The following is a 26,636-nucleotide window of genomic DNA, read 5'->3' as shown; positions in this document are numbered from 1 at the left end:
AGGTTTGCACTATAGGATGTAGCGATTAAATCAGACTGTCACTCTGTTTCAGTAATGAGGTAACTTTCCAAGGATACGACTATGCAAACTGCCACCGCTCGTCTTGATGATCTGGACCGCGAAATTCTGAAAGCGCTGATGGAAGATGCCCGCACGCCTTACGCGGAAATGGCGAAGCAGTTTAATGTCAGCCCGGCGACCATTCACGTTCGCATTGAGAAAATGAAAGCTGCGGACGTAATTGAAGGCACCGAGGTGATCGTCAACACCAAAAAGCTTGGCTACGATGTGTGTTGTTTTATTGGTATTAACCTGAACGCAGCTCGTGATTACCATTCGGCGCTGGAAAAACTCAACGCACTGGATGAAGTGGTTGAAGCCTACTACACCACCGGAGCGTACAACATCTTCGTTAAACTGATGTGTAAATCGATTGAAGAACTGCAATACGTGTTGATAGACAAATTGCAGGCAATTGATGAAGTGCAGTCCACTGAAACGCTGATTTCTCTGCAAAACCCAATCAACCGCAACGTCAACCCATAAAAAAACCACCCGAAGGTGGTTTTTCTCTTTATATCGGGTTCGACCGACTAGGCAGTAATACCAGAATGACGCAGCAAGGCATCAATTTCTGGCTCACGACCGCGGAAGCGTTTGAACAGCTCCATTGGCTCCTCACTGCCACCCATTTCCAGGATGTTGTTCAAGAAAGAACGACCTGTTTCTTCGTTGAAGATGCCGTCTTCTTCAAAGCGTGAATACGCATCGGATGACAATACTTCTGCCCACAGGTAGCTGTAGTAACCCGCGCTGTAACCACCAGCAAATATGTGGCTGAAGCTGTGTGAGAATCGATTCCACTCAAGGCTTGGCAATACCGCTACTTTCTCTTTCACCTGCGCCAGAGTTTCTAATACACGAGCGCCGATGTCTGGATCGTATTCGGTATGAAGAGTGAAATCGAACAAACCGAATTCCAATTGACGCAGAATGAACATCGCCGACTGGAAGTTCTTCGCCGCCAGCATTTTGTCCAGCATCTCTTTTGGTAACGCTTCACCACTTTCGTAGTGACCAGAGATGAACGCCAGCGCCTCTTCTTCCCAGCACCAGTTCTCCAGGAACTGGCTTGGCAGTTCTACTGCATCCCAAGGTACGCCGTTGATGCCCGAAACCGCAGACACATCAATTTGCGTCAGCATATGATGGATACCGTGACCAGTTTCGTGGAATAAGGTAACCACTTCGTCGTGAGTAAACAGCGCAGGCTTATCGCCCACAGGTTTGTTGAAGTTACACACCAGGTAGGCAACCGGAGTTTGTAGCTCACCGTCTGCATTGGTGCGGCGCACACGGCACTCATCCATCCAGGCACCACCGCGCTTGTGCTCACGCGCATACAAGTCGAGGTAGAAGCTGCCGCGCAATGTGCCATTGCTGTCTACGATGTCGTAAAACTTCACTGACTCGTGCCATACGTCCACGCCTTCACGCTCTGTCACTGTCATTCCGAAGACACGTTTTAGTACCTCAAACAGACCCGATATGGCTTTGTCTTCTGGGAAATATGGGCGCAGTTCTTCATCAGAAATCTGGAATAGGTGCTGCTTTTGTTTTTCGCTGTAGTAAGCGATGTCCCAAAGGTTTAGCTCTGATACGCCAAACTCTTGCTGGGCAAAGTCGCGCAGCTCTTGCACTTCACGTTCGCCCTGAGGCTTCGCTTTCACCGCCAGTTCGTTCAAGAAACCAAGCACTTGCTGTGGGTTCTCTGCCATTTTGGTCGCCAGCGATTTTTCACTGAACGAGCTAAAGCCCAACAGGCGCGCAATTTCATGACGCAGTTTTAGCTGCTCGGCAATCAAATCGGTGTTATCCCACTTTCCTGCGTTTGGACCGCGATCAGAAGCACGCGTTACGTACGCTTCGTACATCTCTTTACGAAGTGATTGGTTGTCACAGTAAGTCAGAACTGGGAGGTATGAAGGAATGTCCAGTGTCAGTTAACCAGCCATCCAGCTCTTTGCCTTCAGCCGCGGCTTTGGCAGCTGCCATTGCTGATTCTGGCATGCCAACCAGCTCTTTTTCATCTGTGATGTGTTTGGTCCAGCCCATGGTGGAATCCAACACATTGTTAGAAAACTGGGAGCTTAGCTCAGACATACGCTTGCTGATTTCACCGTAGCGATGCTGTTGGTCGGCTGGCAAGCCAATGCCCGACAGGTCAAAATCACGCAATGCATCTGTGATGCTTTTCTTTTGTGCCTGAGAAAGGGATGCAAACTCGTCAGACGCTTTGATTGCTTTGTAAGCGTCGTACAAGCCTTTGTGTTGACCAACCCAAGTACCGTACTCGGACAGCAAAGGCAGGCAGCTTTCGTAAGCCTCGCGCAGTTCGTTGCTGTTTTTTACCGAGTTCAGATGGCTGACTGGTGACCACAAGCGGCTTAGCTTGTCGTCCACTTCCGCCAACGGCGCACAAACATTCTCCCAGCTCGGTGCTTCGTTGTTTGCCACCACTTCTTCCACTTTCTCACGACATGCCGCAATGGCTTGTTCTACAGCAGGCTTTACATGCTCTGGTTTAATTTCGGAAAACGGGGGAAGATCGGTAAACGTCAGTAATGGATTAGACATTTTTTCATTCCTTTTATCATTTTGTCCTGTACTAAGTGTGGTTCAGGATTCGTATTTTCAATAGCCAACGTCAGCAGGGCTCACACAGTGAACCTTGCCTTTGATATAATGAGCCTCTTTGTGCTCGCCAATCATTCATGTAAGAGATTATTTTGCTTAGTTATCGTCACAGCTTCCATGCAGGCAACCATGCCGATGTGGTTAAACACATTGTTCAGTCTTTGATCCTGAACGCTCTGAATCAGAAAGAAAAACCTTACGTTTACCACGATACGCATTCTGGCGTCGGGCGCTACGACCTCACTCACGAATGGTCAGAAAAAACCGGCGAATACAAACAAGGCATTGCCCGTTTATGGCAAGCAGATAACCTGCCGGAAGAAATTCAATCGTATCTTGAAGCGATTCAGTCTCTGAATCAGGATAACACTTTGCGCTATTACCCGGGTTCGCCTCGCGTTGCGCGGGCACACATCCGCTCACAAGACAGAATGGTGCTGACTGAGCTTCATCCAAGCGATCATCCTTTGCTTGAGCAGGAATTTCATCGCGATCGCCAGGTCAGTATCTTCAAAGAAGATGGCTTCAAACGTCTGAAAGCCAGCCTTCCACCAAAAGAACGCCGTGGATTGGTACTTATCGATCCTCCTTACGAGTTATCTCATGAATACCGCGATGTGGTGAATGCCATTGCGCAGGCTCATAAACGCTGGGCAACGGGCATTTACGCGATCTGGTACCCAGTTGTGAACCGACACGATATAGATGACATGCTGACTGGGCTTGAAAAACTCGGAATAAGAAAGATATTACAAATAGAGCTGGGCGTATCTGCCGATACCAACGAGCGTGGTATGACTTCCTCAGGAATGATCGTTATCAACCCTCCATGGAAACTGGAAAGCCAGATGAACGAAATTCTTCCCATACTAAAGGAAGCAATTGCGCCGGTATCCGGTCACTTCAAAGTGGAGTGGGTCGTACCTGAATAATCGCGACAGACTGAATGATCGCAACAGAATAGATATTAAGCCCTGAACCCATGTATCAGCGCATAACCAAATAATACGAAACAATAATCGGAGAAAGTCATGGCAACACATTTTGATTATATTTGCATCGGTGGTGGTAGTGGCGGTATCGCGTCTGCAAACCGCGCAGCGATGTACGGTGCCAAAGTCGCCCTCATCGAAGCTCAGGATCTTGGCGGTACGTGTGTAAACGTAGGCTGTGTTCCTAAGAAGGTGATGTGGCACGGTGCTCAGGTTGCCGAGGCAATGAATCTGTACGCTGAAGACTACGGTTTTGATGTCGATGTAAAAGGCTTCGACTGGAACAAACTGGTTGAGAGCCGCCAGGCGTATATTGGTCGTATCCACCAGTCTTACGACCGTGTACTTGGCAACAACAAAGTGAACGTCATTAAAGGATTCGCTAAGTTTGTTGATGCGAAAACGGTTGAAGTCAACGGTGAGCACTACACTGCCGATCACATCCTTATCGCTGTGGGTGGTCGCCCGACTATTCCTAACATTCCAGGTGCAGAGCACGGTATCGACTCAAATGGTTTCTTCGAGCTGAATGAACAACCAAAACGCGTTGCGGTTATTGGTGCTGGTTACATCGCCGTAGAAATTGCAGGCGTTCTGAATGCACTAGGTACTGAAACGCACCTATTCGTTCGTAAAGAATCACCTTTGCGTAGCTTCGACCCTCTGATTGTTGAAACTCTGATGAGCGTAATGGAAGCAGAAGGTCCAACTCTTCACACCAACTCAGTACCTAAAGAAGTGGTGAAAGAAGACGATGGCAGCCTGACTATCCACTTCGAAAGTGGTCGCAGCCAAAACGTGGATACGCTGATTTGGGCGATCGGTCGTCACCCAGCGACAGACGCTATCAACCTTGCATCAACTGGCGTTGAAACCAACGATTACGGTTACATCAAAGTAGATGAGTACCAACAAACTAACGTGGAAGGCATTTACTGTGTGGGTGACATCATGGATGGCGGCATTGAGCTGACGCCTGTTGCCGTTAAAGCGGGTCGCCAACTTTCTGAACGCCTGTTCAACAACAAGCCAAACGCGAAGATGGATTACAGCCTGGTACCAACCGTGGTATTCAGCCACCCACCAATCGGCACCATTGGCTTAACCGAGCCAGAAGCGATTGCGCAATATGGCGAAGAAAACGTGAAAGTATACAAATCTGGCTTTACTGCGATGTACACAGCCGTCACTAAGCACCGCCAGCCATGTCAGATGAAGCTGATTTGCGCAGGTGAAGACGAGAAAGTGGTCGGCTTGCATGGTATCGGTTTCGCGGTAGACGAAATGATTCAGGGTTTCGGCGTCGCAATGAAGATGGGCGCGACCAAAGAAGACTTCGACAGCGTTGTAGCGATTCACCCAACGGGATCAGAAGAATTCGTGACGATGAGATAAGTTACTTGGGATAGGTTTTATTACCCTCCCAAATTAATCTTTAACAATAATTGACCGACTATGTGAATGCATAGTCGGTTTTTTATATGGGTATCTAAATGATACACAATATAAGTTTCCATTCATTGGCACGGAAAAAAACATTTATTAATACCACTGTAAAACAACAAATAAAAGTCAGAGGTAGTGAGAACCAATTAAAAAACCAAAGATCATCAAATCTAAATTTATATTATTTAAATAAAAAAGATTAGATATTTAATACAAACCACTCATATCAAATAGTTTATAAAACAATTTAAATTATTGAAATTAATTATCAACAAATCTTAAATAACATTTAAATCAATAAAAAGTATCATCTTTCCTTGCTAAAAACCTCTTTCTTAAATGTAAGAAATGAAATTTACATCATTTATTTGGAATGCAAATCACTTAGCATAACCCATTGTTTTTAATTGCAAAAATAGAAAATCACTCATTTTCAATAAAAAAAATATTAACTATGAGACCTTGCACATATTTTTTTGTAGAGATATAAACTGGTCACAGAAAGGAATTTTTAATACTCAAGGGATAGAAAAATGAAAAAGATTAGTGTGGTTATCCCAACCTATAACCGCGAAGACTTATTGTCTTACACGCTTGATTCGTTAGTTGCACAAACGCTGGATAAAAATTTATTTGAAGTCATTGTTGTTGATGATGGCGGAAAAGATAATACAGAGAAAGTCATTAACAAATATCGTTCCGATCTTGATTTACAATATTTCTGGCAACCAGATAAAGGCTTTCGTGCGGGTAAAGCGCGTAATGTCGGCACAATGATCGCAGATGGACAATATATTGTTTATATCGATACGGGGGTTTTGCTTTCAAGTATAACTTTGGAAGAACATTTAAAAGCCCACGAAGCAGCAAAAAAACCAATCACCATTGTTGGCTACGTATACGGGTTTGATGTGGATGCAGAAGCATTAAAAGAGCTCGAACCTCACCTGGACAGCAAGGATGTCGACAAGACACTGATGCACTTAAAGCAAAGCGGTGCTTATGATATTCGCCAAGCTCAATACAAGATAATGGGCGAAGATCTGAGCAAATGGCCTGCACCATTTGATCTGTTCTGGACTTGCCATGTGTCTGCCGAAAGAGAAGAGTTGCTCAAAGCAGGCTTGTTCGATGAATCTTTCAATACTTGGGGTGGAGAAGACGTCGATTTGGGTATCCGACTATTCCTTAACAAAAACGAATACGTCATGGACAAAGCGATTTGCTCCCTACACTGGCCACACCCTAAAGAAGTGTCTGATAGCGACGAACACTCAAATAGCGCCGCTCGCCGAATTCACGAAAAGTACAATATCTGGCAAACCAGCTTCTATAACATTGATCATCGCGAAGATGGTGTACCACTTAACCGCATCATCCAATTGCATCGCCCTCAGGAAATCCCGGCATTTAAGACATTCCAGTTTATGGACATGGGTTAACTTCGCCCCTCACCTACGCAATTCCAATATTAAGGTGCCAATGATAACCAGCCAGGACTGAGCTGTATTGGCACCTGATGAATATCAGTGTTTCGACGCTTACTGGCGCTCCCGCAATAAAGTCAGCTGCCATAAAGGATTAATGACATGACCTGTTTTTATGAAAATCTCTACCCCATGGATCCAAACTCAGAAACACCACAGGTATTACCTGAGTTTCAGTCTCACCTAACCGTAGGGGAGACATCCTCACTTATCGGTCGACCACATGTCGCCTTCACTTTTGTACGCGACGAAAGTTATGGCGCATCGCCTAACGAGACAGGACATATTAATAGCGACGATTTTGTGGGTCGTATTACTATTGGTCAGCACAACCAAATCTATTCGCAAAACGATGTAGCCTTTGAAAATACACCAGTACGACTGACTCTGGTTAAAGCGAATCATCGCCCGGCTGGTCAAATCGACATTGGCAATCACGTGGTAATGCAGGGAACCAATATCATCAGTTATGAGAAGGTAACCATTGAAGACCACGTCAGTTTTGGTCCACGTGTCACCATCATGGATTGCAGCGGTCATCCGGTTACTGGTCGAGGTGAAGCGGATGAAGTAGAACGTACTCCTACAGCGCCAGTCACGGTGCGTTCCGGAGCCTGGATTGGGATAGGAGCCACTATTTTGAAAGGCGTGACCATTGGTCGCAATGCCGTCGTGGGTGCCAACAGTGTGGTGTACAAAGACATTCCCGATAACGCCATCGCCCTCGGCAACCCAGCAGTGGTAGTAAAATATCTGGAACAAGGAAGCGATAATGAAGACGCAAAAGCATTGGCTGCTGGCACTGCTTAGCCTAGCGCTGCCGATCGCTTTTCAGACTGCTCTCTTTTCCAGCAAAAGCATGATCGATACCGTGATGCTTGGCAGCCTCAATCCGCTAGATATGGCCGCAATGGGGCTGGCAACCAAGGCTCACATGGTGCTGAGTTTTTGCATTATTGGCGTGGCAATCGGAGGGGGGCAGGTCGCCGCTCAATGTTATGGTGACAAGGTCAATGATAAATTTGTTCGTGTCTGCCTGATCATGCTGGCGTTAGCGGCAGTCATTGCACTTGGCTGCGCTGGATTGGTATTCGTTGGCAGCGATGCCATCATGGCATTTGGCAGCAGCGACTACGTCATCATTGAGCAAGGCAGCCTGTATCTTCAAATCATTGCACCCACTTTTGTGTTGTTTGCCATCACACTCTCTTTGGCTACCGTGCTCCGCACCATGTTCAAACCCATAGCTGCTACTGTGGTTAGCCTAATTGGGGTCGCACTGAATATTGCGCTGAACATCAATTTTATTCCCAAATGGGGCATTACAGGTGTTGCTATCGGTACCTTGATTGCGGCTTGTGTCGAAACCTTATTACTGATTGGTTTTGTGATTTACAAACGTTGGTTCTCGTTTAAGCAGATCAAACAGGTATGGGGAACAACCCGACTTAGTGATGCGACGGTAGTCATCCAGCTATCATCCGTAGCAGCACTGAACAGTGTTATCTGGTCGTTAGGTTTGTATGTTTTCCATTCATTGCTTGGTAAACAAAGCAATGACGTACTGATCATTCTTGGCGCTTTAGCACCGATAGAGTCGATCGCCGCCGCCCTTCTGATTGGGTTTGCCAGTGCCGCTTCCGTGGTCATTGGCAATCACTCAGGGCAAAGAGCAATGGACGATATCCGGTATCTACTGCCGCGTTATCTGAGCCTGAGCCTGATCTCGGGTTTGTTCCTCTCGTTACTGCTTTATTTTTGTCAGCCTCTGGTGCTCGAATTTATCGCCAGTGACAATTCAGCGTTACAAGAGACGGCTCGTTTTGCTTATCAAATTTTGATTGCAGCAATGGCGTTAAAAGGCCTATCAATGATGTTTATGATCGGCATTTTGCGTGCGGGAGGAGATGCGAAATATTGCCTTGGAGTGGATGTATTCTGTCAGTGGGTGGTGTTGCTGCCTTTGACCTATTACTTCCTTACCACAGGAATTGAACCCGTTCAGATCTTACTGCTGATGATCGTTGAAGAGGTGATCAAGATTGGCTTGTGTATACAGCGTTTGATGTCAGGTCGTTGGGTTAAAGTTCACTCGGATCGAGTGCAGGCTTAATAAAGCGTCCGATAAATCTGCTCCACCCTGAAAATTCATAGGGAGGAGCAGATTGAGTTCGCTTAGGCGTTATCTAGGCGAATGTGACCATTGCACAGGTCATCACGCGTGATGCCTTTGCCGTCATTCAGGCTGTTGAAGTGACGAAGCAGCTCAGTCAGACCGTGAATAGATGCCAGCAAGTCACCTGTGTGAGCAGATTCAGACGCTGTGTGCATGTTGCGGATTGGGTAACCCACAGTGATTGCTGCGCTGTCTACACCAGCGAGTACCGCTGCCATACCGTCTGTACCCATGTCACGACCACTGAAGTCTAGCTGGTACGGGATGTCTTTTTCTTTACACACTTTCTCAAGTGCTTGTACCAGGTACTCAGACACTACTGAACCGCGACCGATGGTGAAACCATCACCCATTTTCAGCGGGTTCATCTTCTTCGCACCGATACCCGGTGCCGCTTCGTAGTCGTGGTTTACGTCAGTAGCAATCAGCACGTCAGGCTTAAGCTCACCAACAACTGCCGTTGAACCGAAACGACCGATCTCTTCATGCGTCGCGATAGTGTAAAGAACGCGAACGTTGTCTAGGCCTTCTTTCGCCAGAATACGTGCGATTTCAGTTACAGAGAAACAGCCCAAGCCGTTATCCAGGTATGCGCCGTAGAACGTGTCTGGAGATACACCGCGCTTGATGCGACGGTCCAGAAGAATTGGGTCACCTGCACGTAAACCTAGTGCTTCAACCTGCTTCTTACGATCTTCACCGTGAGTATGCAGTTCCAGGTAAATAGATTCAGGCTTGATGCCTTGGTCGCCAGAACGCTGACCTGGAGTAGAGAAGTGGATAGCACCCAGTGCTTCAACCGTGCAACCTTCAATCGTCTTGTACTGACCTGGTTGCTCTGGATCCTGGCAGAATACTTTTACTTCATGGCCGATTAGCGTAGTCGGCAAGAAAGAATCTGTGTTGATCCACACTTTGCCATCGCTGTCGATCTTACGAACTTGCATGCGAATTTTATCAGCGTGACCGACAATCATAACGCTAACAAGATCATCACGTCCCGGATGCGAATCGAATACTAATCCTGCATTACCTTTGAACTGGTGAATGCCCCACTCCTTCGGCATGAAAGATTCGAACTCAGGTTTGATTACACCGTAGCTCATTGCTGCTTCAAAACCGATTGGTGATGGAGAATCTAGAACGTCAGCCATAAATTCAAACTGGGAAGATGGCATAGGTGCTTGCCATGCGTTGGTGTTGTTATCAGAACTCATTGAAAAACTCGTCGAATGATTAGTGAATACTGGTAGCACCTGGCGTCCTGCCAGGTGATGCTCTGAAAAGAGTCAATTTCGAACTGGTCGAAGCTAACTCTCCAAGCTAAGAGCTTTCTACTATCTTATCAAGACTTGTTACGAATAATTACGATTCATCCGCCAAGTTTTAATGTATTTTGATTCAATTTGTTTCAATTATGTAGCAAATACCTCTACCAAGGGCTCGACTTGAGTTTCAATGCATAAAGGATGATATTCATCATGTAGTGTACAAGCGTGGCGGTGATGAAAGTGGCAATCCAGATGGTGGCATCCAGTCGATAAAACAACATCAGAAACAACAGACAGCCAATTACAGAGTCAGATTGGTCGAAGAAATTAAACAGCATACCTTTAACACCGCGAATATTACCGCCGGGCGGCACATCGCAACGACGTTTGATGAAGCTGTTGGGGAGCTCGAACAGCACATAACCCAACCCGCAGCTCGCGCCCAATAACAGAAGTTCAAGCTGGGAGAACTGATCATAGGGGATGACGGATAGCGCCAGTAAGTGCTCAGATTGCGCTGTCCAAGCACCAATAAAGTAAAAGCTCAAAGCGGAAAACACCACCATCCCGACAAAGCCTTTCCAAGTCTTGTTCTTGCCAAACCACGCTTTGCCGTCTCGGTAAGTTCTGCCCCCATCCATGGGAACATGGATCGCTTTTAGTAACGGAAGTTTGAGAAAAACCATGTTCAACAGCCCTGCCACTACGATTGGTAGCAGCAGGTACAATACCGAATTTAACGTCTCCAAGAAGTTCATGACACAAGGTTTTCCAACTGGCTTTCGGACTGCTGCCCTTCTAACAAATCGATAAAGCTCAGTAAGTTGGTCGTCAGTCTATCAATGAACTCTAGCTTGAACACGTTGTTGGTCATCAGGTACGCATTAAACCGAGTCGCGAACAGATAAATCGCATTACCCAACAATACCTTATAGAAAGACTCTGACTCACATTTGTAACCTGTCAGTGCCTGTAATTCACCGCGGTAATACTCAATGTACTCTTGCAAAGACTGATTGCCTGCAACCTGATCAATCACGCTAATGAGAAATTCAATTACGTCTCGTTGCGGGTTTTGAATACAGGCTAATTCCCAATCGTACGCAACAAGCTGAGTTCCTGCTTCTGTATGCCGCAGGGCGAGATTTCGAATATTGAAATCGTTATGGCTTAGGCAAAGCGGAAATTCAGACATCGCTTTTAATAGCGTTGAATCTGAATCGATGAATGCGCTGACTCGCGAAACTATCGACTCCGGCACCAATTCAGGGTATCGCTGATGGTTGTACTCGGTAATTCGATTCAATAGCGTTTTGGATTCCAGCAATGAATCGGCACAAAACTTATCTAAACAACCGCTTATAACCAAAGGTTCCAACGCATCTAAGTTATCGAAGTAACTGGCGTGTATTTTCGCCAAACCACGTAATGCGGTTTTGATTTCCTTTTCCTGCCATAAGGTTGGCATGTTAATGGTGTCCAGATGAGAGCAATGGCTGAGATCTTCCATCAGCAAAGTGTACAGCTGAGATTTATCATCTGCGTGACTGCCATACACTTGCGGGCACAGTGCCAGCAGTTCGGTGTCTCCGAGGGCATTGAGGTGGGAAAACAGGGCGATTTCTCTGCGATGCGCATTGTCAAAACCCAGTACTTTGGCTTGTGCCTGATACAAACCAGATAAGGTATCGTCGCCAGAGATATGCGCCAGTTGAGCGCCTAACAGTTTTATCTCGTCACTGTGTGGTTTGATCTTAGCAATAAACGTCTCAAAGCCAATTTTCTCGGCTGCCGAGTTATCTACCGCTAAACGGTGAATTCCATACACAGATTCCGTATTAGACACCAAAGTATTGATAACCCCATTATTGGTGTCCAGTTCTACCTTGCGCACTTCCCCCAGCCATGCATAGTCTGGGTAAAGCACCTGATTGAAGTACTCGGCTGACAGGGTTTGTTCTGGTTTTGGTCGGTTTCGACCCAATCGCTCATGCGCCTGCACAAATTCATTGGAAACAATGGCTGCCCCCGTTGATAAATCCAAGCACAAACACGTCGCTGCAATGATTTCCGCCAGACGCTTCACCTTGTCTTTGCCCGCACAGCCCATCAGTGACAAACACTCATTTTGAGTCGGCAACCCTGTTCCACCCCCAACCGTACCAATCACCAGAGAAGGCATGTACACGCTAATCACAATGGCGTCGCCGTCTTTTCGGGCTTTAAGAGTCCCTAGCGACGATTCATGAACACACGCAATATCTTGCCCTGTGGCGGTGAAAATCCCCGCTACAACATTGGCAAAGTTAAGGTTGGTGCTGACCATACCCGCGCAGGCTGCACCAATTTCTCCTTGATGCCAGCTTTCAACCAGTTGATCGGAAGTCACCCGCAAAATGCGCTTCAGCACGGAATCTGGAATTCGGCAGTGAGCGGTCACACTGACCCCGCGACCTCGCGTCAGGCTCAGAGCATTCACCTTTTTGTCACCCGCCATATTGCCTTCAATCAGGTACTGCTTTACTCCGATATGGGGAAGTTGTTTTAGTTGCTCCATGATCCACTCACAGGCAATCCAGGTGGTGGCAGAAGTCATATTTTGTCCCGCCGCGTCAGCGGTTTCGTAGCAAAAACGCAGATGAAGGCTGTCGCCAAAAACTTGAGGTTCAATGCGAGTCAGCTTAGCCACCGACGATACGCTTTCTGCTTTTTCGGCAATGGCAGAATGATTCGCTTCGACCCATTTTTGCAGTGCCACCGCGGACGCCATGTCGTCACAAATGAATGCAGGCGCGCGTACCATATTTTGGGCAATCACGTGAACATCTATTCCACCACCCAGTTCACACGCTTTGGCACCTCGGCAAATAGAGCTCACCAAACACCCTTCTGTCGTGGCGATAGGCACGGGCACGTACCCATTTATGTACTCACCATTGATTTTGACCGGTCCCGCCAGCCCGATAGGGACGTGAACCGCACCAATGTAGTTTTCTATGTTTCCGGCTAAGGTCTGAGGGTCGAGATGACTTCGACTGACGTTGGAGAGCGTGGTTTCAGACACCTGTTCACACCAGTCCAGACGGCTTTGAATGGCGTCTTCTTTGTATTGTGCGTAGCCGGGAGCCGTTGGAAGTCGGCGTTTCATTTTTTCACTAGCTGGCATGTTCTAAGCTAAATCCTTTTAATAAACGAATGATCGAGTCCAGTTGGTTGTCTTTCAGCGTTGGCTGGCTCGGCAAGCGAATCAAATGTTGGGAGGCATATTGGGCATTCGGGCAGTCGGCTTTAAACTCTTCAAACTGCGCCAGCACGGAGCAGTCAAAAAATTCCTGCGGGTTGTTATCCACGTTATGCGCCAGCAGATACTCAGAAAGCCTCTGTTTATCCTCGCAATAAACCCCAAAATACGACCCGTTCGACATTCCATGTTTGTCTTCATTGAGCAGTTTTATATCGGGGTGATAAGCCAGTTCGGCTTTGATTTTCGCTACATTTTTTCGACGTTCGCGTACGTTACTTTCAATTCTGGATAACTGACGATCCAGCATGCTCACCATAAAAGGTTTAAATTCCGCACGCTGATCAGGTTCGAAATACCAAGCGGCATCATTTTTTGATGGTGCAATCAGGTTTCTGAGCCAATGTCTGCCACGCCGACTGAGTGCGTTCCCCCACCTCACCAGTGGCAACATCGTGAATTTATAGATTTTTGGGTTGTAAATGGTGGTCAAAAGGCAACGAGAGAAGGTATCAATCATCGAGTGACGAAATCCCGCACCATGCTTTGGCGGCTGATAGTTCTCAGCGGTCTGACCGTTCAAAGCCAGCATTCCTCCACCAAAGCAATTGACGATTTTGGCCACCCCGAAGCTAAATAGTGCTCCTGAACCAAATTGTCCCATATGAGTGTCGCCAATGTAGCTACCCACCGCATGGGCGCAGTCTTCAAAAATGTCTAACTCATGCCGTTCGGCAATAGCGCAGATTTCTGGCATGTTGGTCGGATTGCCAAACATATGCGTGGCAATAATAAGCTTGGTATTGGGCGTCACCTTTCTCGCGACATCTTCCGGGTCAATACATAATGTGTCAGGCTCGATATCCACAAAAACAGGCGTTAATCCTGCCTGTACAACCAGACGAACCACCACATAATAGTTGTAGGCGGAAATCAGCACTTCGCTACCTAATGGGTAATCTTTCAGGTCCAGAAAATACCACAGCGCATGCCGACCCGTTGGCGTGCCCAGAGTTTTGGCGTGGGGCATCAGGGGTTCAGTCACAGCGTTAATATCACGATCGCGGTACAGCCCCGGAACAAAGCGCGAAGCGAAATACGGCCAATAATCCGAATACTTCATGCCGACAGAATGACGGGGAATCATCATAATCAGTTCCTCATCAGTTTCCGAAGTGGTAATGGCGCATAAAATCGAACGCCTGAATTTCCGTCTCGACCCGGTGGACCAGATCGGGCGACCAGTTCACTTTGTTGCGTGACTGATTTGGGCTGGAATACACACTTTCCCGACATTTCGCGATGATGTGCGGGTCTTTTTCCAGATCCAGATAATCCAGTAACGTCGCGACTGTATTATCAAAATCATCTATCAAATCTTCATGGCGAAGAGTCACGACCCGGTTTTCCGGCAATCGGCTGATGATCTCTTTGTTGTAACGGCACAGTTCAAGAAATTTATCCGTGGTGTACTCCAAAGATCGTCCCATGCGACGCGACCAGGTCGCGATGTTGTCAAACGGGTTGCGGGTGATATGAATGAATTTCACCATCGGCTTGTCTTGCCCGAGTAGGGTTTCAATCAGCTCTGGATTTTCACCCAACTTCAATGTGGTGCGTTTGCCTTCCTGATCGGCCACCGCTACCAGATTACGATGTTTTCCCTGCCAGCCAGTATCGATATCGTAGGCATACCCCGTCAGCATTCGGCTGTTTTGAGCAAAGCGCTCGGAGTTGCGCTTGATTAGATAACCGAGCTTTTTCATGTCCGGCTTTTTGCCTACACACGCCAGTGCATCAAGGCGATGCGCCACCAGCATATCGGGATGAGCATCCAGTATGGAGCCGTAGATACTGTGACCACTGCGTGGATAACCAATAAAAAGCGCACAGGTTTTCAATTGCTCAAATTCTGTCGCGATGCGCTCTTTCTGAAGGGAGAAGCGCGTTTGATCGACAAAGCGTTGCCAGCGCACACTAAACCATAGCCAGACATCATTATCTAAATCGGTTTTCGCCGTCATGCCAGCGCCTCCTCACAACGTTCTTTGAGCGCCTGATTCATCTCATTGAACCCAAGCTCTGTGTGCTTCCAGCGAAGGAGCAGGTGAGCAAAAAGCAACGCTCCTTTGAACACTTCGTTATGTACAAAGCGAGTGCGGTTCTCATCGATTTTTTCTAAACGAAAGATATGGTGACCATCGAGCAACTTGGGGTAATGGAACTGACCTAGCCAGCTAAATTCTGTTCCTTCATCCACTGAAATCATTTTTGGGAAGAAGGTGCGTGCAACGGACGAACTTGGATGCGCCGTCACTGTGAGGGTTTCTCCCGGGTTCAGTGGTCCTTCTACCTGAGTTAAGAATGGGTTCCACTCTGGGTATTTTTCGAAATCAGTCAGCACATTCCAGATGTGCTCGATATTCGAATCAATGGTAATTTCCGTTTCCAAAACTTTCATGGCAAATCCTTTTTCCAGGTCAATCAGACGTGACTTTTCTGATTACCAGGGTTTTAAACTGAGCCTTTGAGACAGATCTGAGCGAATCAGATTGAGTGGGTCTATGTGTTTGACGATACGTTGCCAATTTTCCAGTTCTGGCGCTGAAGCGTGGTAATGCTCCGCACTTAAACAGGCATCTTTCGCGAGATAAAAACGAGGATTAAGCGGTGCAATTTCATTGGCGAACGCACTAAGAAAATCACGCGACAAACTGTTGTCCTGCACCTGAAAATTGATTGCCCAACCCGGAGCGGTGAATGCCAGCATGCCCGGTGAAGAAAAGTCGCCCATTCGCTTAATCACCAAATGAGTCAGAGGCAAACGGGCTTTTTCCGCCATCGCCAACATGACGTCGAGAGAGTGCGAAAAATGTTCATCACTGAGATGGTAGTGAAATTCAATCACACCACTTTTCGGTAAGAACCGATTCGCCTGCTTCACCATTTGGTGAGGACCACCATAGTTGTAGGCAAACACATGTTTGGTGTTTTGCTTACTTCTATGTCGTTGTTTTGCCAGTTGGTTGGCGAATTGCAATGTACCGTCACGTACGATAGGCAGATGAGGCAACCACGCCCAGTCTTTCGCTTTATCAGGAAATGGACGCTTCTCTTCCGCGTAGTCTGCACTCACATACCAGCCGTTGACGGGCTGTTTGGCAACGTAAAGACAGGCGTAGTGAAAAGCGGGGTCTTCGCGGAGTAGAGCCAGCATTTCCTCAAAACTGAAAAACGGGGTTTTGCTTTCAGTCACGCTAGTAAAATCAAGTGGCTGGATCCTGAGTTCCACCTCCAGAATCATCCCCGTTAATCCCATCCCACCAATAGTGGCAGAGAAAAGATCGGCATTTTCTTCGGCGCTGCATACCAACACATCTCCACTCGGGATTTTTAATTTGATGGCTTTCACATGCCGACCAAAGCTTCCCACCCGATGATGGTTTTTGCCGTGAATGTCGCTCGCGGTAGCACCGCCCACCGTTGCCCATTGAGTGCCGCCATAAACAGAGAACTGGTATCCATTGGGGATCAGCGAGCGATGCAGTTCCCCCATTTCGATATTGGCAGACACCCGGCACGTCATGTTTTCGGAATCGATTACAATCACAGGCTCCAGAGTTTGTACCACCGTCTGACCATCAGTCAGGAAAGAGGCATCACCAAAGCTGCAACCACCCCCTCTGGCAATAAAGGGTTGGGTCAGATCCGTTTTTTCTGGTTCACAAATACGAGTTTGGGTAGCGCAGGTATGTGTCCAGCTTGCGATAGGCTCTAACACACTCATTGCAGTAATCTCCACGCACGGTGCCAACGCTGAACCAAAGTTAGGTAGATAAGCGCACAGCTCACCACTAATCCCCACACCAAGATGCTATAACCGGCGATCAGAAAATCGGGGAATAGCCCATACGCGAGCAAGATTGCGGTGAACAAAATGAAGCGCTCTGTGCGCTCCATTAAGTCTGGCCAGGACGTGTTACTGACAGACACCTCCATCGCAGCACGAGATTTGGCGTAACTCACCAGCAACGAACCAATGACATAGGCGAAACACAGTGGCCATAGCCCGCTCACCCATGCGATGGCAAATACCGTCACTGCATCCACAATGCGGTCACACATGGCATCGAAATAGGCCCCAAAGCGACTGCACGTATTGGAAGCCCGGGCAACCGCACCATCCAGCAGATCCAGATAGCCAATTCCGGCAACCGCATAGGCAAACCAGAGAAAGTTCTCGGTCACCGTCAACATGGCGCTGGCCGCAATAGCCAGCAGCAATGCAAGTAAGGTGACGGTATTGGCATTGAACCCGCATTTGAGTGTCAGCCTCGCGCTCAAATGGATAGGGGCTTTAAATGTCGCACTGAAGAATTGTTTGTAGCTGGTGATCATCATTACTTCCTCTGACCCCGATTAACAGGTTTCCAGCTCTTTCACGGCTTGTTCTGCTTCAGAATGTGCGCGGAAGAAAGCTTCAACCTGATCGTGAGCTTGAGGATCAGGAATCTGAACCGGCGGACTCTTCATAAAGTAAGCGCTGACCGACTCTATAGGACCACCCAGCCCACGTTGTACGGCAAGACCTGCGCTGCGAATCGCATCAACAACCACACCGGCACTGTTTGGTGAATCCTGCACGGATAAACGCAGTTCCAGTTCTAGCGGCTGACCGCCAAACCCTTCTCCTTCCATGCGGATAAAGCACAGTTTGTTGTCTTCCTGCCAAGGCACGTAATCAGATGGACCAATGTGAATATCACGAGCATCCAGCGGAGTGTCTAGCTGAGAGTTTACAGACTGAGTTTTAGAGATTTTTTTAGACTTCAAGCGCTCATGCGCCAGCATATTGAGGAAGTCCGTGTTTCCGCCTGTATTCAGTTGATAGGTACGTTTCAGTGACACACCACGGTTATCAAAAAGCTTTGTCAGTGCGCGGTGCACAATGGTGGCACCCACCTGACTCTTAATATCATCACCAACAATGGGCACCCCTGCCTGACGGAATCGCTCTGCCCATTCGGGGTTAGATGCAATGAATACCGGAACACAGTTCACCATGGCAACCTTGGCAGCCAGACACGCTTCAGCAAAATGCTTCACTGCTTTTTCTGAGCCCACTGGTAAGTAGCACACTAGTACTTCCGCTTTGCTTTCACGAAGCACCTGAATAACATCAACCGCTTCCTGATCCGCGACCTGAAACGCATTATCCTGAGGGTATTCCTGCATGTGGCTGCTGTAGCCATCCAGAACCGGAGCCATCTGAACAATGACATCAGAAGCCGGTACGTCAGGTGCAAATACCTGTGTGCAGTTGGGCTTGGCAAAAATGGCTTTATGCAGAGGTTGGTTGACCTTCCTGGCATCGATATCAAATGCAGCAACCACATCAATATCAGAGCAGCGCCATGGACCTATCTTGTCTTGCATCAGACCATTAGCAACGTTTTGGTTCTCTGGTTTTCCATAGTGATGAATGCCCTGAATCAAAGAGCTTGCACAGTTACCCACTCCAGCAATGGCGACTTTTATCTTTCCCATTAATCATCCTTAAACATCAATAAACATCCGTATAAACAGAAATCACCCGATAAGCTTCATTTATCAAAATTAATGACAAATAAATCACCAGAAGATTTATAAACAACTGTTTTATAGATAATTTTGTTACTTAACCAACGTGAAACAAAATATTAATATGATGAAAATTCACTGTAAACATGCTGAAATTAGCCAACAATCACTAACAAATTAATCACAAAACAGGGATTACTATTGATAAATCAAACAAGACCAATAAAAAAACAAGTTTTCTTTGTGGGAAATATTATCCTTGCCAGCGCAGCGGTTGAATTCTCTATGCTATCGGCAATTACCGCACGAGGGACGGCGGAGGAAATCGGTAAGTTTTTGTTTGGTATGACTTTTATTCAGCTTTTTTCCAGCATGCTGACTTTGGGCATTCCCCCCCTTTTAGTCAGAATGAGCCAAACGCTCAACGGTAAAAAATGGACACAGGAAATGAGCAAGCTGTTTTTGATTGTTGCAGCGGTTACTGCTGTTTTTTGTGTCTTGTGCATCCAGTTTTCAGCAGATTTGGCCAGTTGGCTAAATCGTGATTATCTGACCAAAGTCATGATTTGCGTCGCAGCTTGCATTGCAAGCACGACATTTTTGTTTCTTTGGTGCGGGCTTTTACAGGGCAGAAACCGCCCTATTTTTGCGAGTTTGCTTCAATTTTTTGCCATTCCGGTCGTAATGGGTGTTTTGCTTCTGTTCGAGAAGAAAGAAATATTCAGCCACACCTTGCTTATTGAGCATTATTTAACAAGTTGTGCCACGGTCATGCTTTTCGCATTCATGGTTTGGCTGACTTCCCATCCTGCACCTGTGAAGCAATCACCACCTCAGGACCCAAGCCACAGAAGCTGGACAACATTTGCCTTGAACGCGCTAATGCAACAATGGTTAATGTGGGGAGGGTTATTACTGGCAGGACCTTTCTTAAACGATACCGAATTCGCTCTGCTTTCACTCGCACAGAAGCTGTCGATTGTGTTGGCTATTTTGCTGTTCGCAATGAACTATGTCATCGCCCCTAAGCTGGCAGCCGCATACCTTAGCGATCACACCGATGAACTAAGAAGCCTGACCGGGCTGTCAGTACGAGTTTTACGCCAGTGGTTAGCGCCTTACTCAGCTTTTATATGCATAGTGGGTACCACCGCTTTCTTTGTGCTTGGCGAGCCTTACACATCCGCTATGCCTTTCTTCTTTATACTGATTCTGGGTCAGCTGTTTAATGTTTGGTCTGGCTCTGTAGGCATCATCCTGATGATGACCCACAACGAAAAAAGCTTCAGTTGGGTGCTCATCCAGAGCTGCCTTCTCAACGCGATGATAGTGATCGCGCTGAGCTGGCAACTTGGGATATACGGTGCGGCGATCGGCTGTGCGCTCTCGCTTATTATTCAAAACGGACTGGCAATGAGAGCCGTCCGACAACGCTTAGGATATCGACTTTTACAAAGGGATTTTGCATGAACACAACAGGGAAAATTAACCTAACCAGACCGCATCAGTTTTTTGCGCTCGGATTTGGTTTAGGATTGTCGCCAAAACTGCCGGGAACCGTAGGGGCATTGGCGGCATTGCCTTTTATTTATGCGGCAAGCCAAATGAGCCTGATCGGGCAACTTATATTGGGGCTGTTCATCTGTATCTACGGTGTACTCTGCTGCGACAGAACAGCCAAAGAGATAGGTCAGAAAGACCCGCAAGTGATTGTTTGGGATGAAGTGGCAGGGTTCTATATTGCGATGATCGCGTTTCCATTTCAGTGGAGCTATTTACTGGCGGCTTTTTTCCTGTTCCGCGCATTCGACATTCTAAAACCTTACCCAATTAGCTGGGCAGATAAAAAGCTCAAAGGCGGGCTAGGGATCATGATGGATGACATTCTGGCGGGTATCGCAGCCTGGTTGTGCGTGCTGGGATTCAGCACGTTAGGTCTTCTATAAACTGAATTCTGGTTTTAACGCATTAAAAAGCCCCGCAGAAGCAGGGCTTGTAACTAGATTCGTAAGCGAGGCAACGTTTTAGATTGCACCACGTGATGCGCGTTTACGATCGCTTTCCGACAGGAACTTCTTACGGATACGAATGCTTTCTGGTGTTACTTCTACTAGTTCATCATCGTCGATGAACTCAAGTGCTTGCTCAAGAGTCATGATGATTGGCGGCGTAAGAACCTGCGCATCATCGGTACCAGAAGCACGAACGTTGGTCAGCTGCTTACCTTTCAGTGGGTTTACTGTCAGGTCGTTATCACGGCTGTGGATACCAATGACCATACCTTCGTACACTTCAACACCGTGACCAATGAACATACGACCACGCTCCTGAAGGTTAAACAGGGCGTTAGTCAGTGCTTTACCTGCGCCGTTTGAAATCAGTACGCCGTTAACACGCTGACCGATTTCGCCACCTTTGTGCGGACCGTAGTGATCGAACGTGTGGTACATCAGACCCGAACCAGAAGTCAGCGTCATGAATTCTGTCTGGAAACCAATCAGACCACGAGAAGGCATCATGAAGTCCATACGTATGCGACCTTTGCCATCTGGAGACATGTCTGTCAGCTCACCTTTACGCAGACCAATTTTTTCCATGATACTGCCCTGGTTCTCTTCCAGTACATCAATGGTAACTGTCTCAAACGGCTCTAGCTTCTGACCATCTTCTTCTTTGATGATTACTTCAGGGCGAGATACCGCCAGCTCGAAGCCTTCACGGCGCATGTTTTCAATCAGGATAGACAGGTGAAGTTCACCACGACCCGATACACGGAACTTGTCTGGGTTGTCGGTTTGTTCAACACGCAGTGCTACGTTGTGAACCAGTTCTTTCTCCAGGCGCTCAAGGATGTTACGTGAAGTCACGAACTTACCTTCTTTACCTGCAAATGGAGAGGTGTTCACCTGGAACGTCATGGTTACCGTTGGCTCGTCAACAGACAGAGCTGGTAGCGCTTCCACTTCATTCTGTGCACAGATGGTGTCAGAAATCTTCAGTTCACCCAGACCTGTGATGGCAATGATGTCACCCGCTGTTGCTTGCTCCACTTCGTGGCGCTCAAGACCAAGGTAACCCAGAACCGTACCCACTTTGCCGTTGCGCGTTTTACCGTCTGAGCCGATAACTGTGATTTGCTGATTCGGTTTCACCGTACCGCGAGTCACACGACCTACGCCGATAACACCCACGTAAGAGCTGTAATCTAGCTGAGAGATCTGCATTTGCAGCGGACCGTCTTGGTCAACCTGTGGCGCTTCTACGTTGTCAACGATGGCTTGGAATAGTGGTTCCATGCTGTCGCCAGTTTCGCCTTCTTCCAGCGATGCCCAGCCGTTTAGCGCTGATGCGTAAACTACTTGGAAGTCTAATTGCTCATCGGTCGCACCCAGGTTGTCGAACAGGTCAAATACCTGATCCATTACCCAGTCAGGGCGTGCACCCGGGCGGTCGATTTTGTTGATAACCACAATTGGCTTCAAGCCATGTGCGAATGCTTTTTGCGTTACGAAACGCGTTTGAGGCATAGGGCCATCAACCGCATCAACGATAAGCAGAACCGAATCTACCATCGACATAATACGCTCTACTTCACCACCGAAGTCGGCGTGTCCCGGAGTATCTACGATGTTGATGTGGTAATCATTCCAGTTGATCGCGGTGTTTTTCGCCAGGATGGTGATGCCACGTTCTTTCTCGATGTCGTTCGAGTCCATGACTCGCTCTTCCGCTTCGCCGCGTGACTCAAGGGTGCCTGATTGCTGTAGCAGTTTATCAACCAGAGTCGTTTTACCGTGGTCAACGTGCGCGATGATCGCGATGTTTCTCAATTTTTCAATCTGTGGGGTAGCCATGGATCTAGATTCACTTATAAAAGAAGCCGCCTCCCTCATCTTAGATACCGCAATGAAGAATAGCCGCTTACTTGATTAAAAAAACGGTCAATAATGTACCAGATTTTAGAAAAAAGCCTAGGAATATGTGATCTCAAACGGCGAAAAGTAATCATAGATGTAACAAATGGCTCGGCAAATGCCAATAACTGGTCTACAACTTGATTTGCGCACCGTAAAAAGTCGATTGACAAACCCACAAATTGATTGCTGAAATAAGCGTTGCATCATCATTTAGCACTTCAAATAAGTTTTGCACCAACTTAGTGCACTCAAAGATCATTATGGTGCAAAACGGTATTGCTCATCAGTAATATTTTAGCTAAATGCATGATATTAAAGGATTCAAATTATTGGCACAGTTTTAGCTTTCACAAAACTGTCATCGATTAATACTGTTGAATGTTTATATTAATCAATGCCGGTTTAACTAAACTTGTGCACCACCGCTTTAATAACACTGGAGGTTATCCAAGATGTCTGTAGAAAACGTTCTATCGTTAATCCAAGAAAACGAAGTAAAGTTTGTAGACCTACGCTTTACCGATACTAAAGGTAAAGAACAGCATATTTCTATTCCTGCTCACCAAGTCGATGCAGACTTCTTCGAAGAAGGTAAGATGTTCGATGGTTCTTCTGTTGCTGGCTGGAAAGGCATCAACGAGTCAGACATGGTGATGATGCCGGATGCATCATCTGCAGTTCTAGACCCATTCACGGAAGACGCAACTCTAAACGTACGTTGTGACATCCTAGAGCCTGCAACAATGCAAGGCTACGATCGTGACCCACGCTCTATCGCTAAGCGCGCTGAAGAGTTCATGCGTTCTACTGGCATCGCTGACACCGTTCTTGTTGGTCCAGAGCCAGAGTTCTTCCTATTTGATGACGTCAAGTTCAATACAGACATGTCTGGTTCTTTCTTCAAGATTGACGACATCGAAGCAGCATGGAACACAGGCGCAGAAATCGAAGGCGGTAACAAAGGTCACCGTCCAGGTGTTAAAGGCGGTTACTTCCCAGTAGCACCTGTGGATTCTTCTCAAGATATCCGTAGCGCAATGTGTCTGATCCTTGAAGAAATGGGTCAGGTTGTTGAAGCACACCACCACGAAGTTGCGACAGCTGGTCAGAACGAAATCGCTACGCGTTTCAACACACTGACTGAAAAAGCGGACGAAATCCAGGTTTACAAATACGTTGTACACAACGTTGCACACGCATTCGGTAAAACAGCAACCTTCATGCCTAAGCCACTTGTAGGTGACAACGGTTCTGGTATGCACGTTCACCAGTCTCTGGCTAAAGATGGCGTTAACTTATTCGCAGGTGACAAGTACGGCGGTCTGTCTGAAACAGCTCTTTACTACATTGGTGGTATCATCAAGCACGCTCGCGCAATCAACGCATTCGCGAACGCATCTACAAACTCATACAAGCGTCTTGTTCCAGGCTTCGAAGCACCAGTTATGCTAGCTTACTCTGCTCGTAACCGTTCTGCTTCTATCCGTATCCCAGTGGTACCAAGCCCGAAAGCACGTCGTATCGAAATTCGTTTCGGTGATCCAACAGCTAACCCGTACCTATGCTTCGCATCTATGCTTATGGCTGGTCTTGACGGTATTAAGAACAAGATCCACCCAGGTGAAGCAATGGATAAAGACTTGTACGACCTACCAGCTGAAGAAGCGGCAGAAATCCCAACTGTTGCATACTCTCTGAAAGAAGCACTAGAAGCTCTAGATGCTGACCGTGAGTTCCTAACAGCTGGCGGTGTATTCTCTGACGACTTCATCGATTCTTACATCGATCTGAAAGGTCAGGACGTAGAGAAAGTGAACATGACAACTCACCCAGTTGAGTTCGAACTTTACTACTCTGTGTAATATTGATGTAATTATTTACATAATTATTAGGCTCGCCTCGCAGGCGGGCCTTTTTTATATTTCACTTTAGTTAACAACCCCTTAGCATTAGGTTAAATCTCCAGCAATTTAGCGTGTCGCACCCACCATTTAAAATCAGGTCAACAGACCCTTATAACAGAGGCGCGACGTATCCTTTAACGTGACTCTACACTGGTGCTTAAAATGAAACTGATCACCCTACTCTCTGTGCTTAGTTTGATGATTGCCCCTGCCGCCATTAGCCAAACGGTCTACTCTTGGGTCGATGACGACGGCATCCTCCATATTAGCGATACGCCGCCAGATGGCGCTGCCAAACAAAAAGATTCCTTTGTGCTGCCAGACAGCAACGCCAGCGCACCCGCGCCAGTCTTCGCTCCTGCAAAATCATTGAAAGACAAAAAAACGGCCAAAGCTAAGGCTGCAGAAAAAGCCAACGCTACGGAAACACAAAAAAGCAAAAAGCCAGAAAAGACGGCGCCACTTTCGATATCCATCAGTAATCTGCAACAAGATCAGACGCTTCGTAGCAACCGGGGCATCATTAATATTCAGGTTGAACAAAACAGAAAACTTGGTATCGGTGAGCAACTCCAGCTCATGCTAGACGGAAAACCTTATGGCGCTCCGCAAACCAAGCCATTATGGCAACTCATTAATGTCGATAGAGGCACACATGTACTTGCAGTACAAGCAGTTATAGGCGGCAAGCTTATTGCATCTACCTCTCCAGTAACGGTGCATTTGCATCGGGCGAGGGTGAAATCTGCGGGATAGCAAGGAATAACGGACTTTATTCGATTCGTTAACTTTTTCTTTTTAGGTTCATGCCCCATACTAAATAAGCATCGCACCATTTTGGTGCAAACTAAAAGGTAAGGACATGACCACCCACGATCTGCGCTCTACCGCGATTCTCGATAATGTTGTGACGGCAACCATGCTGCTTAATGAGCAGTTAGCCGTCCAATATGCCAACCCCGCGGCAGAGCTTTTGTTTTCTCAAAGTGCAAAGCGCTTACAATCCAGCATGTTGGCAGACTTGATCCAGCACGCGTCCATGGATTTGAGCATGCTGACCCAGCCGCTCCAAACGGGTCAGAGCATTACCGACAGTGATGTCACCTTTGTGATAGACGGAAAGCCAGTGATGGTGGAAGTGACAGTCAGCCCCTTTACCTGGGAAAAACAACTCTTACTTCTTGTTGAGTTGCGCAAGATTGGGCAACAAAGACGTTTAAGTCAGGAGCTCAACCAGCACGCGCAGCAACAGGCTGCAAAAGTCCTTGTTCGTGGGTTAGCACACGAAATCAAAAACCCACTCGGCGGTCTTCGCGGCGCCGCGCAGCTATTATCGAAAATGCTGCCAGACCCAAGCCTGAAAGAGTACACCCAAATCATCATTGAACAGGCAGATCGCCTGAGAGCACTGGTCGACAGGCTGTTAGGTCCTCAGAAACCGGGAGAAAAACGAGAAGCCAACCTGCACGTTGCATTAGAAAAAGTGCGCCAGCTTGTGGAACTGGAATCCAGCCAATCTATCCAGATTCATCGGGATTACGACCCGAGCCTGCCGTCGCTGATGATGGATTCTGATCAGATTGAGCAAGCCTTACTGAACATTGTCAGTAACGCTGCACAGATATTAGCGGAACAGGAAAGCGGGCAGATCACTCTTCGCACCAGAACGGTGCATCAGGCGAATATCCACGGTCAGCGCTATAAGCTGGCTGCCAAACTGGACATCATCGACAACGGTCCGGGCATACCGAGTGAGCTGCAAGACACCTTATTTTATCCCATGGTCAGTGGTCGCGAGGGCGGCACTGGGCTTGGGTTGTCGATATCACAAAATTTAATTGACCAGCACCAAGGAAAAATCGACGTAGAAAGCTGGCCGGGGAAAACCACATTCACCATTATTTTACCGATTAAGTGAAATACGC

The 26,636-nt window shown here is 47.3% G+C and carries 21 protein-coding genes and 1 pseudogene; 11 read left to right on the top strand and 11 right to left on the bottom strand.

What is annotated here, in order from left to right; translation table 11 throughout:
• Positions 1-81 precede the first annotated feature (81 nt).
• Positions 82-546, top strand: coding sequence for a transcriptional regulator AsnC (gene asnC, locus QMG91_RS00450; protein WP_004404906.1), 465 nt, complete (start codon positions 82-84; stop codon positions 544-546).
• A gap of 47 nt (positions 547-593) precedes the next feature.
• Here the strand turns inward: asnC and prlC are convergent.
• Positions 594-2,637, bottom strand: a pseudogene (gene prlC / locus QMG91_RS00445) (oligopeptidase A).
• 152 nt (positions 2,638-2,789) lie between these two features.
• Between prlC and QMG91_RS00440 the strand changes: the two are divergent.
• From QMG91_RS00440 to QMG91_RS00420, 5 genes are all read left to right on the top strand, one after another.
• Entirely contained in the window at positions 2,790-3,629 is an 840-nt protein-coding gene (locus QMG91_RS00440; protein WP_281828153.1) for a 23S rRNA (adenine(2030)-N(6))-methyltransferase RlmJ, read from the top strand.
• A gap of 99 nt (positions 3,630-3,728) precedes the next feature.
• Positions 3,729-5,084, top strand: coding sequence for a glutathione-disulfide reductase (gene gorA / locus QMG91_RS00435; protein ID WP_281828151.1), 1,356 nt, complete (start codon positions 3,729-3,731; stop codon positions 5,082-5,084).
• A gap of 584 nt (positions 5,085-5,668) precedes the next feature.
• Positions 5,669-6,577 carry a glycosyltransferase gene (locus QMG91_RS00430; protein ID WP_281828149.1) on the top strand — a complete coding sequence of 303 codons (909 nt, stop codon included), beginning with the start codon at positions 5,669-5,671 and terminating at the stop codon, positions 6,575-6,577.
• 147 nt (positions 6,578-6,724) lie between these two features.
• The gene (locus QMG91_RS00425; RefSeq protein WP_281828147.1) at positions 6,725-7,432 is read left to right on the top strand and encodes an acyltransferase; all 708 of its coding nucleotides are present in this window, start codon (positions 6,725-6,727) and stop codon (positions 7,430-7,432) included.
• Entirely contained in the window at positions 7,395-8,735 is a 1,341-nt protein-coding gene (locus tag QMG91_RS00420) for an MATE family efflux transporter (RefSeq protein ID WP_281828145.1), read from the top strand. Before QMG91_RS00425 ends, QMG91_RS00420 begins: the two co-directional genes overlap by 38 nt.
• Positions 8,736-8,797: 62 nt before the next feature.
• Here QMG91_RS00420 and QMG91_RS00415 read toward each other — a convergent pair whose 3' ends face one another.
• The 9 genes from QMG91_RS00415 to QMG91_RS00375 form a co-directional block, all read right to left on the bottom strand.
• The gene (locus QMG91_RS00415) at positions 8,798-10,015 is read right to left on the bottom strand and encodes a M20/M25/M40 family metallo-hydrolase (RefSeq protein WP_004405650.1); all 1,218 of its coding nucleotides are present in this window, start codon (positions 10,013-10,015) and stop codon (positions 8,798-8,800) included.
• A gap of 215 nt (positions 10,016-10,230) precedes the next feature.
• Positions 10,231-10,827, bottom strand: a complete 597-nt coding sequence (locus QMG91_RS00410; RefSeq protein WP_281828143.1) for a CDP-archaeol synthase — start codon at positions 10,825-10,827, stop codon at positions 10,231-10,233.
• Positions 10,824-13,235, bottom strand: coding sequence for a phosphotransferase (locus QMG91_RS00405; RefSeq protein ID WP_281828141.1), 2,412 nt, complete (start codon positions 13,233-13,235; stop codon positions 10,824-10,826). Before QMG91_RS00405 ends, QMG91_RS00410 begins: the two co-directional genes overlap by 4 nt.
• Positions 13,225-14,460 (bottom strand): DegT/DnrJ/EryC1/StrS family aminotransferase, encoded by a 1,236-nt coding sequence (locus tag QMG91_RS00400; protein ID WP_281828139.1) that lies wholly within the window; start codon positions 14,458-14,460, stop codon positions 13,225-13,227. Before QMG91_RS00400 ends, QMG91_RS00405 begins: the two co-directional genes overlap by 11 nt.
• A 13-nt stretch (positions 14,461-14,473) precedes the next feature.
• Positions 14,474-15,334 (bottom strand): sulfotransferase, encoded by an 861-nt coding sequence (locus QMG91_RS00395; RefSeq protein WP_281828137.1) that lies wholly within the window; start codon positions 15,332-15,334, stop codon positions 14,474-14,476.
• A complete protein-coding gene (locus QMG91_RS00390) occupies positions 15,331-15,771 on the bottom strand; it encodes an SRPBCC domain-containing protein (protein ID WP_004405644.1) in 441 nt (146 codons plus the stop codon). The genes QMG91_RS00395 and QMG91_RS00390 overlap by 4 nt, the downstream gene beginning before the upstream one ends.
• A gap of 42 nt (positions 15,772-15,813) precedes the next feature.
• Entirely contained in the window at positions 15,814-17,097 is a 1,284-nt protein-coding gene (locus tag QMG91_RS00385; RefSeq protein ID WP_281828135.1) for an FAD-binding oxidoreductase, read from the bottom strand.
• Positions 17,094-17,711 (bottom strand): CDP-alcohol phosphatidyltransferase family protein, encoded by a 618-nt coding sequence (locus QMG91_RS00380; protein WP_281828134.1) that lies wholly within the window; start codon positions 17,709-17,711, stop codon positions 17,094-17,096. Before QMG91_RS00380 ends, QMG91_RS00385 begins: the two co-directional genes overlap by 4 nt.
• A gap of 18 nt (positions 17,712-17,729) precedes the next feature.
• The gene (locus QMG91_RS00375) at positions 17,730-18,857 is read right to left on the bottom strand and encodes an inositol-3-phosphate synthase (protein WP_022551895.1); all 1,128 of its coding nucleotides are present in this window, start codon (positions 18,855-18,857) and stop codon (positions 17,730-17,732) included.
• Between the two features lie 276 nt (positions 18,858-19,133).
• On the opposite strand from QMG91_RS00375, the gene QMG91_RS00370 reads away from it, so the two are divergent.
• Both QMG91_RS00370 and QMG91_RS00365 read left to right on the top strand, forming a co-directional pair.
• Positions 19,134-20,360 (top strand): lipopolysaccharide biosynthesis protein, encoded by a 1,227-nt coding sequence (locus QMG91_RS00370; RefSeq protein ID WP_281828130.1) that lies wholly within the window; start codon positions 19,134-19,136, stop codon positions 20,358-20,360.
• Complete coding sequence (locus tag QMG91_RS00365; protein WP_281828128.1) at positions 20,357-20,836, top strand: phosphatidylglycerophosphatase A family protein; 480 nt, start codon at positions 20,357-20,359, stop codon at positions 20,834-20,836. Before QMG91_RS00370 ends, QMG91_RS00365 begins: the two co-directional genes overlap by 4 nt.
• Before the next feature lie 78 nt (positions 20,837-20,914).
• On the opposite strand, the gene typA is transcribed toward QMG91_RS00365, so the two are convergent.
• Positions 20,915-22,744, bottom strand: coding sequence for a translational GTPase TypA (gene typA / locus QMG91_RS00360; protein WP_281828127.1), 1,830 nt, complete (start codon positions 22,742-22,744; stop codon positions 20,915-20,917).
• Positions 22,745-23,259: 515 nt separating this feature from the next.
• Here typA and glnA point away from each other — a divergent pair.
• The 3 genes from glnA (at position 23,260) to glnL (ending at position 26,629) form a co-directional block, all read left to right on the top strand.
• Complete coding sequence (glnA, locus tag QMG91_RS00355) at positions 23,260-24,669, top strand: glutamate--ammonia ligase (protein WP_004405631.1); 1,410 nt, start codon at positions 23,260-23,262, stop codon at positions 24,667-24,669.
• Positions 24,670-24,873: 204 nt separating this feature from the next.
• A complete protein-coding gene (locus tag QMG91_RS00350; protein WP_022606035.1) occupies positions 24,874-25,467 on the top strand; it encodes a DUF4124 domain-containing protein in 594 nt (197 codons plus the stop codon).
• A gap of 106 nt (positions 25,468-25,573) precedes the next feature.
• Positions 25,574-26,629 (top strand): nitrogen regulation protein NR(II), encoded by a 1,056-nt coding sequence (gene glnL / locus QMG91_RS00345; protein ID WP_281828126.1) that lies wholly within the window; start codon positions 25,574-25,576, stop codon positions 26,627-26,629.
• Positions 26,630-26,636: the final 7 nt, after the last annotated feature.

The organism is Vibrio nigripulchritudo (genome assembly GCF_027924785.1).
GTDB lineage: Bacteria > Pseudomonadota > Gammaproteobacteria > Enterobacterales > Vibrionaceae > Vibrio > Vibrio nigripulchritudo.
This window is presented reverse-complemented; position numbering and strand designations above follow the sequence as displayed.

Bases quoted from the DNA above. Each gene is read 5' to 3' on its own strand.
- QMG91_RS00415 (WP_004405650.1), bottom strand. From the start codon at position 10,015: ATGAGTTCTGATAACAACACCAACGCATGGCAAGCACCTATGCCATCT.
- gorA (WP_281828151.1), top strand. From the start codon at position 3,729: ATGGCAACACATTTTGATTATATTTGCATCGGTGGTGGTAGTGGCGGT.
- QMG91_RS00395 (WP_281828137.1), bottom strand. From the start codon at position 15,334: ATGACGGCGAAAACCGATTTAGATAATGATGTCTGGCTATGGTTTAGT.
- glnA (WP_004405631.1), top strand. From the start codon at position 23,260: ATGTCTGTAGAAAACGTTCTATCGTTAATCCAAGAAAACGAAGTAAAG.
- glnL (WP_281828126.1), top strand. From the start codon at position 25,574: ATGACCACCCACGATCTGCGCTCTACCGCGATTCTCGATAATGTTGTG.
- typA (WP_281828127.1), bottom strand. From the start codon at position 22,744: ATGGCTACCCCACAGATTGAAAAATTGAGAAACATCGCGATCATCGCG.
- QMG91_RS00365 (WP_281828128.1), top strand. From the start codon at position 20,357: ATGAACACAACAGGGAAAATTAACCTAACCAGACCGCATCAGTTTTTT.
- QMG91_RS00405 (WP_281828141.1), bottom strand. From the start codon at position 13,235: ATGCCAGCTAGTGAAAAAATGAAACGCCGACTTCCAACGGCTCCCGGC.
- QMG91_RS00380 (WP_281828134.1), bottom strand. From the start codon at position 17,711: ATGATGATCACCAGCTACAAACAATTCTTCAGTGCGACATTTAAAGCC.
- QMG91_RS00425 (WP_281828147.1), top strand. From the start codon at position 6,725: ATGACCTGTTTTTATGAAAATCTCTACCCCATGGATCCAAACTCAGAA.
- QMG91_RS00375 (WP_022551895.1), bottom strand. From the start codon at position 18,857: ATGGGAAAGATAAAAGTCGCCATTGCTGGAGTGGGTAACTGTGCAAGC.
- QMG91_RS00350 (WP_022606035.1), top strand. From the start codon at position 24,874: ATGAAACTGATCACCCTACTCTCTGTGCTTAGTTTGATGATTGCCCCT.
- QMG91_RS00400 (WP_281828139.1), bottom strand. From the start codon at position 14,460: ATGATGATTCCCCGTCATTCTGTCGGCATGAAGTATTCGGATTATTGG.
- QMG91_RS00385 (WP_281828135.1), bottom strand. From the start codon at position 17,097: ATGAGTGTGTTAGAGCCTATCGCAAGCTGGACACATACCTGCGCTACC.
- asnC (WP_004404906.1), top strand. From the start codon at position 82: ATGCAAACTGCCACCGCTCGTCTTGATGATCTGGACCGCGAAATTCTG.
- QMG91_RS00430 (WP_281828149.1), top strand. From the start codon at position 5,669: ATGAAAAAGATTAGTGTGGTTATCCCAACCTATAACCGCGAAGACTTA.
- QMG91_RS00420 (WP_281828145.1), top strand. From the start codon at position 7,395: ATGAAGACGCAAAAGCATTGGCTGCTGGCACTGCTTAGCCTAGCGCTG.
- QMG91_RS00390 (WP_004405644.1), bottom strand. From the start codon at position 15,771: ATGAAAGTTTTGGAAACGGAAATTACCATTGATTCGAATATCGAGCAC.
- QMG91_RS00410 (WP_281828143.1), bottom strand. From the start codon at position 10,827: ATGAACTTCTTGGAGACGTTAAATTCGGTATTGTACCTGCTGCTACCA.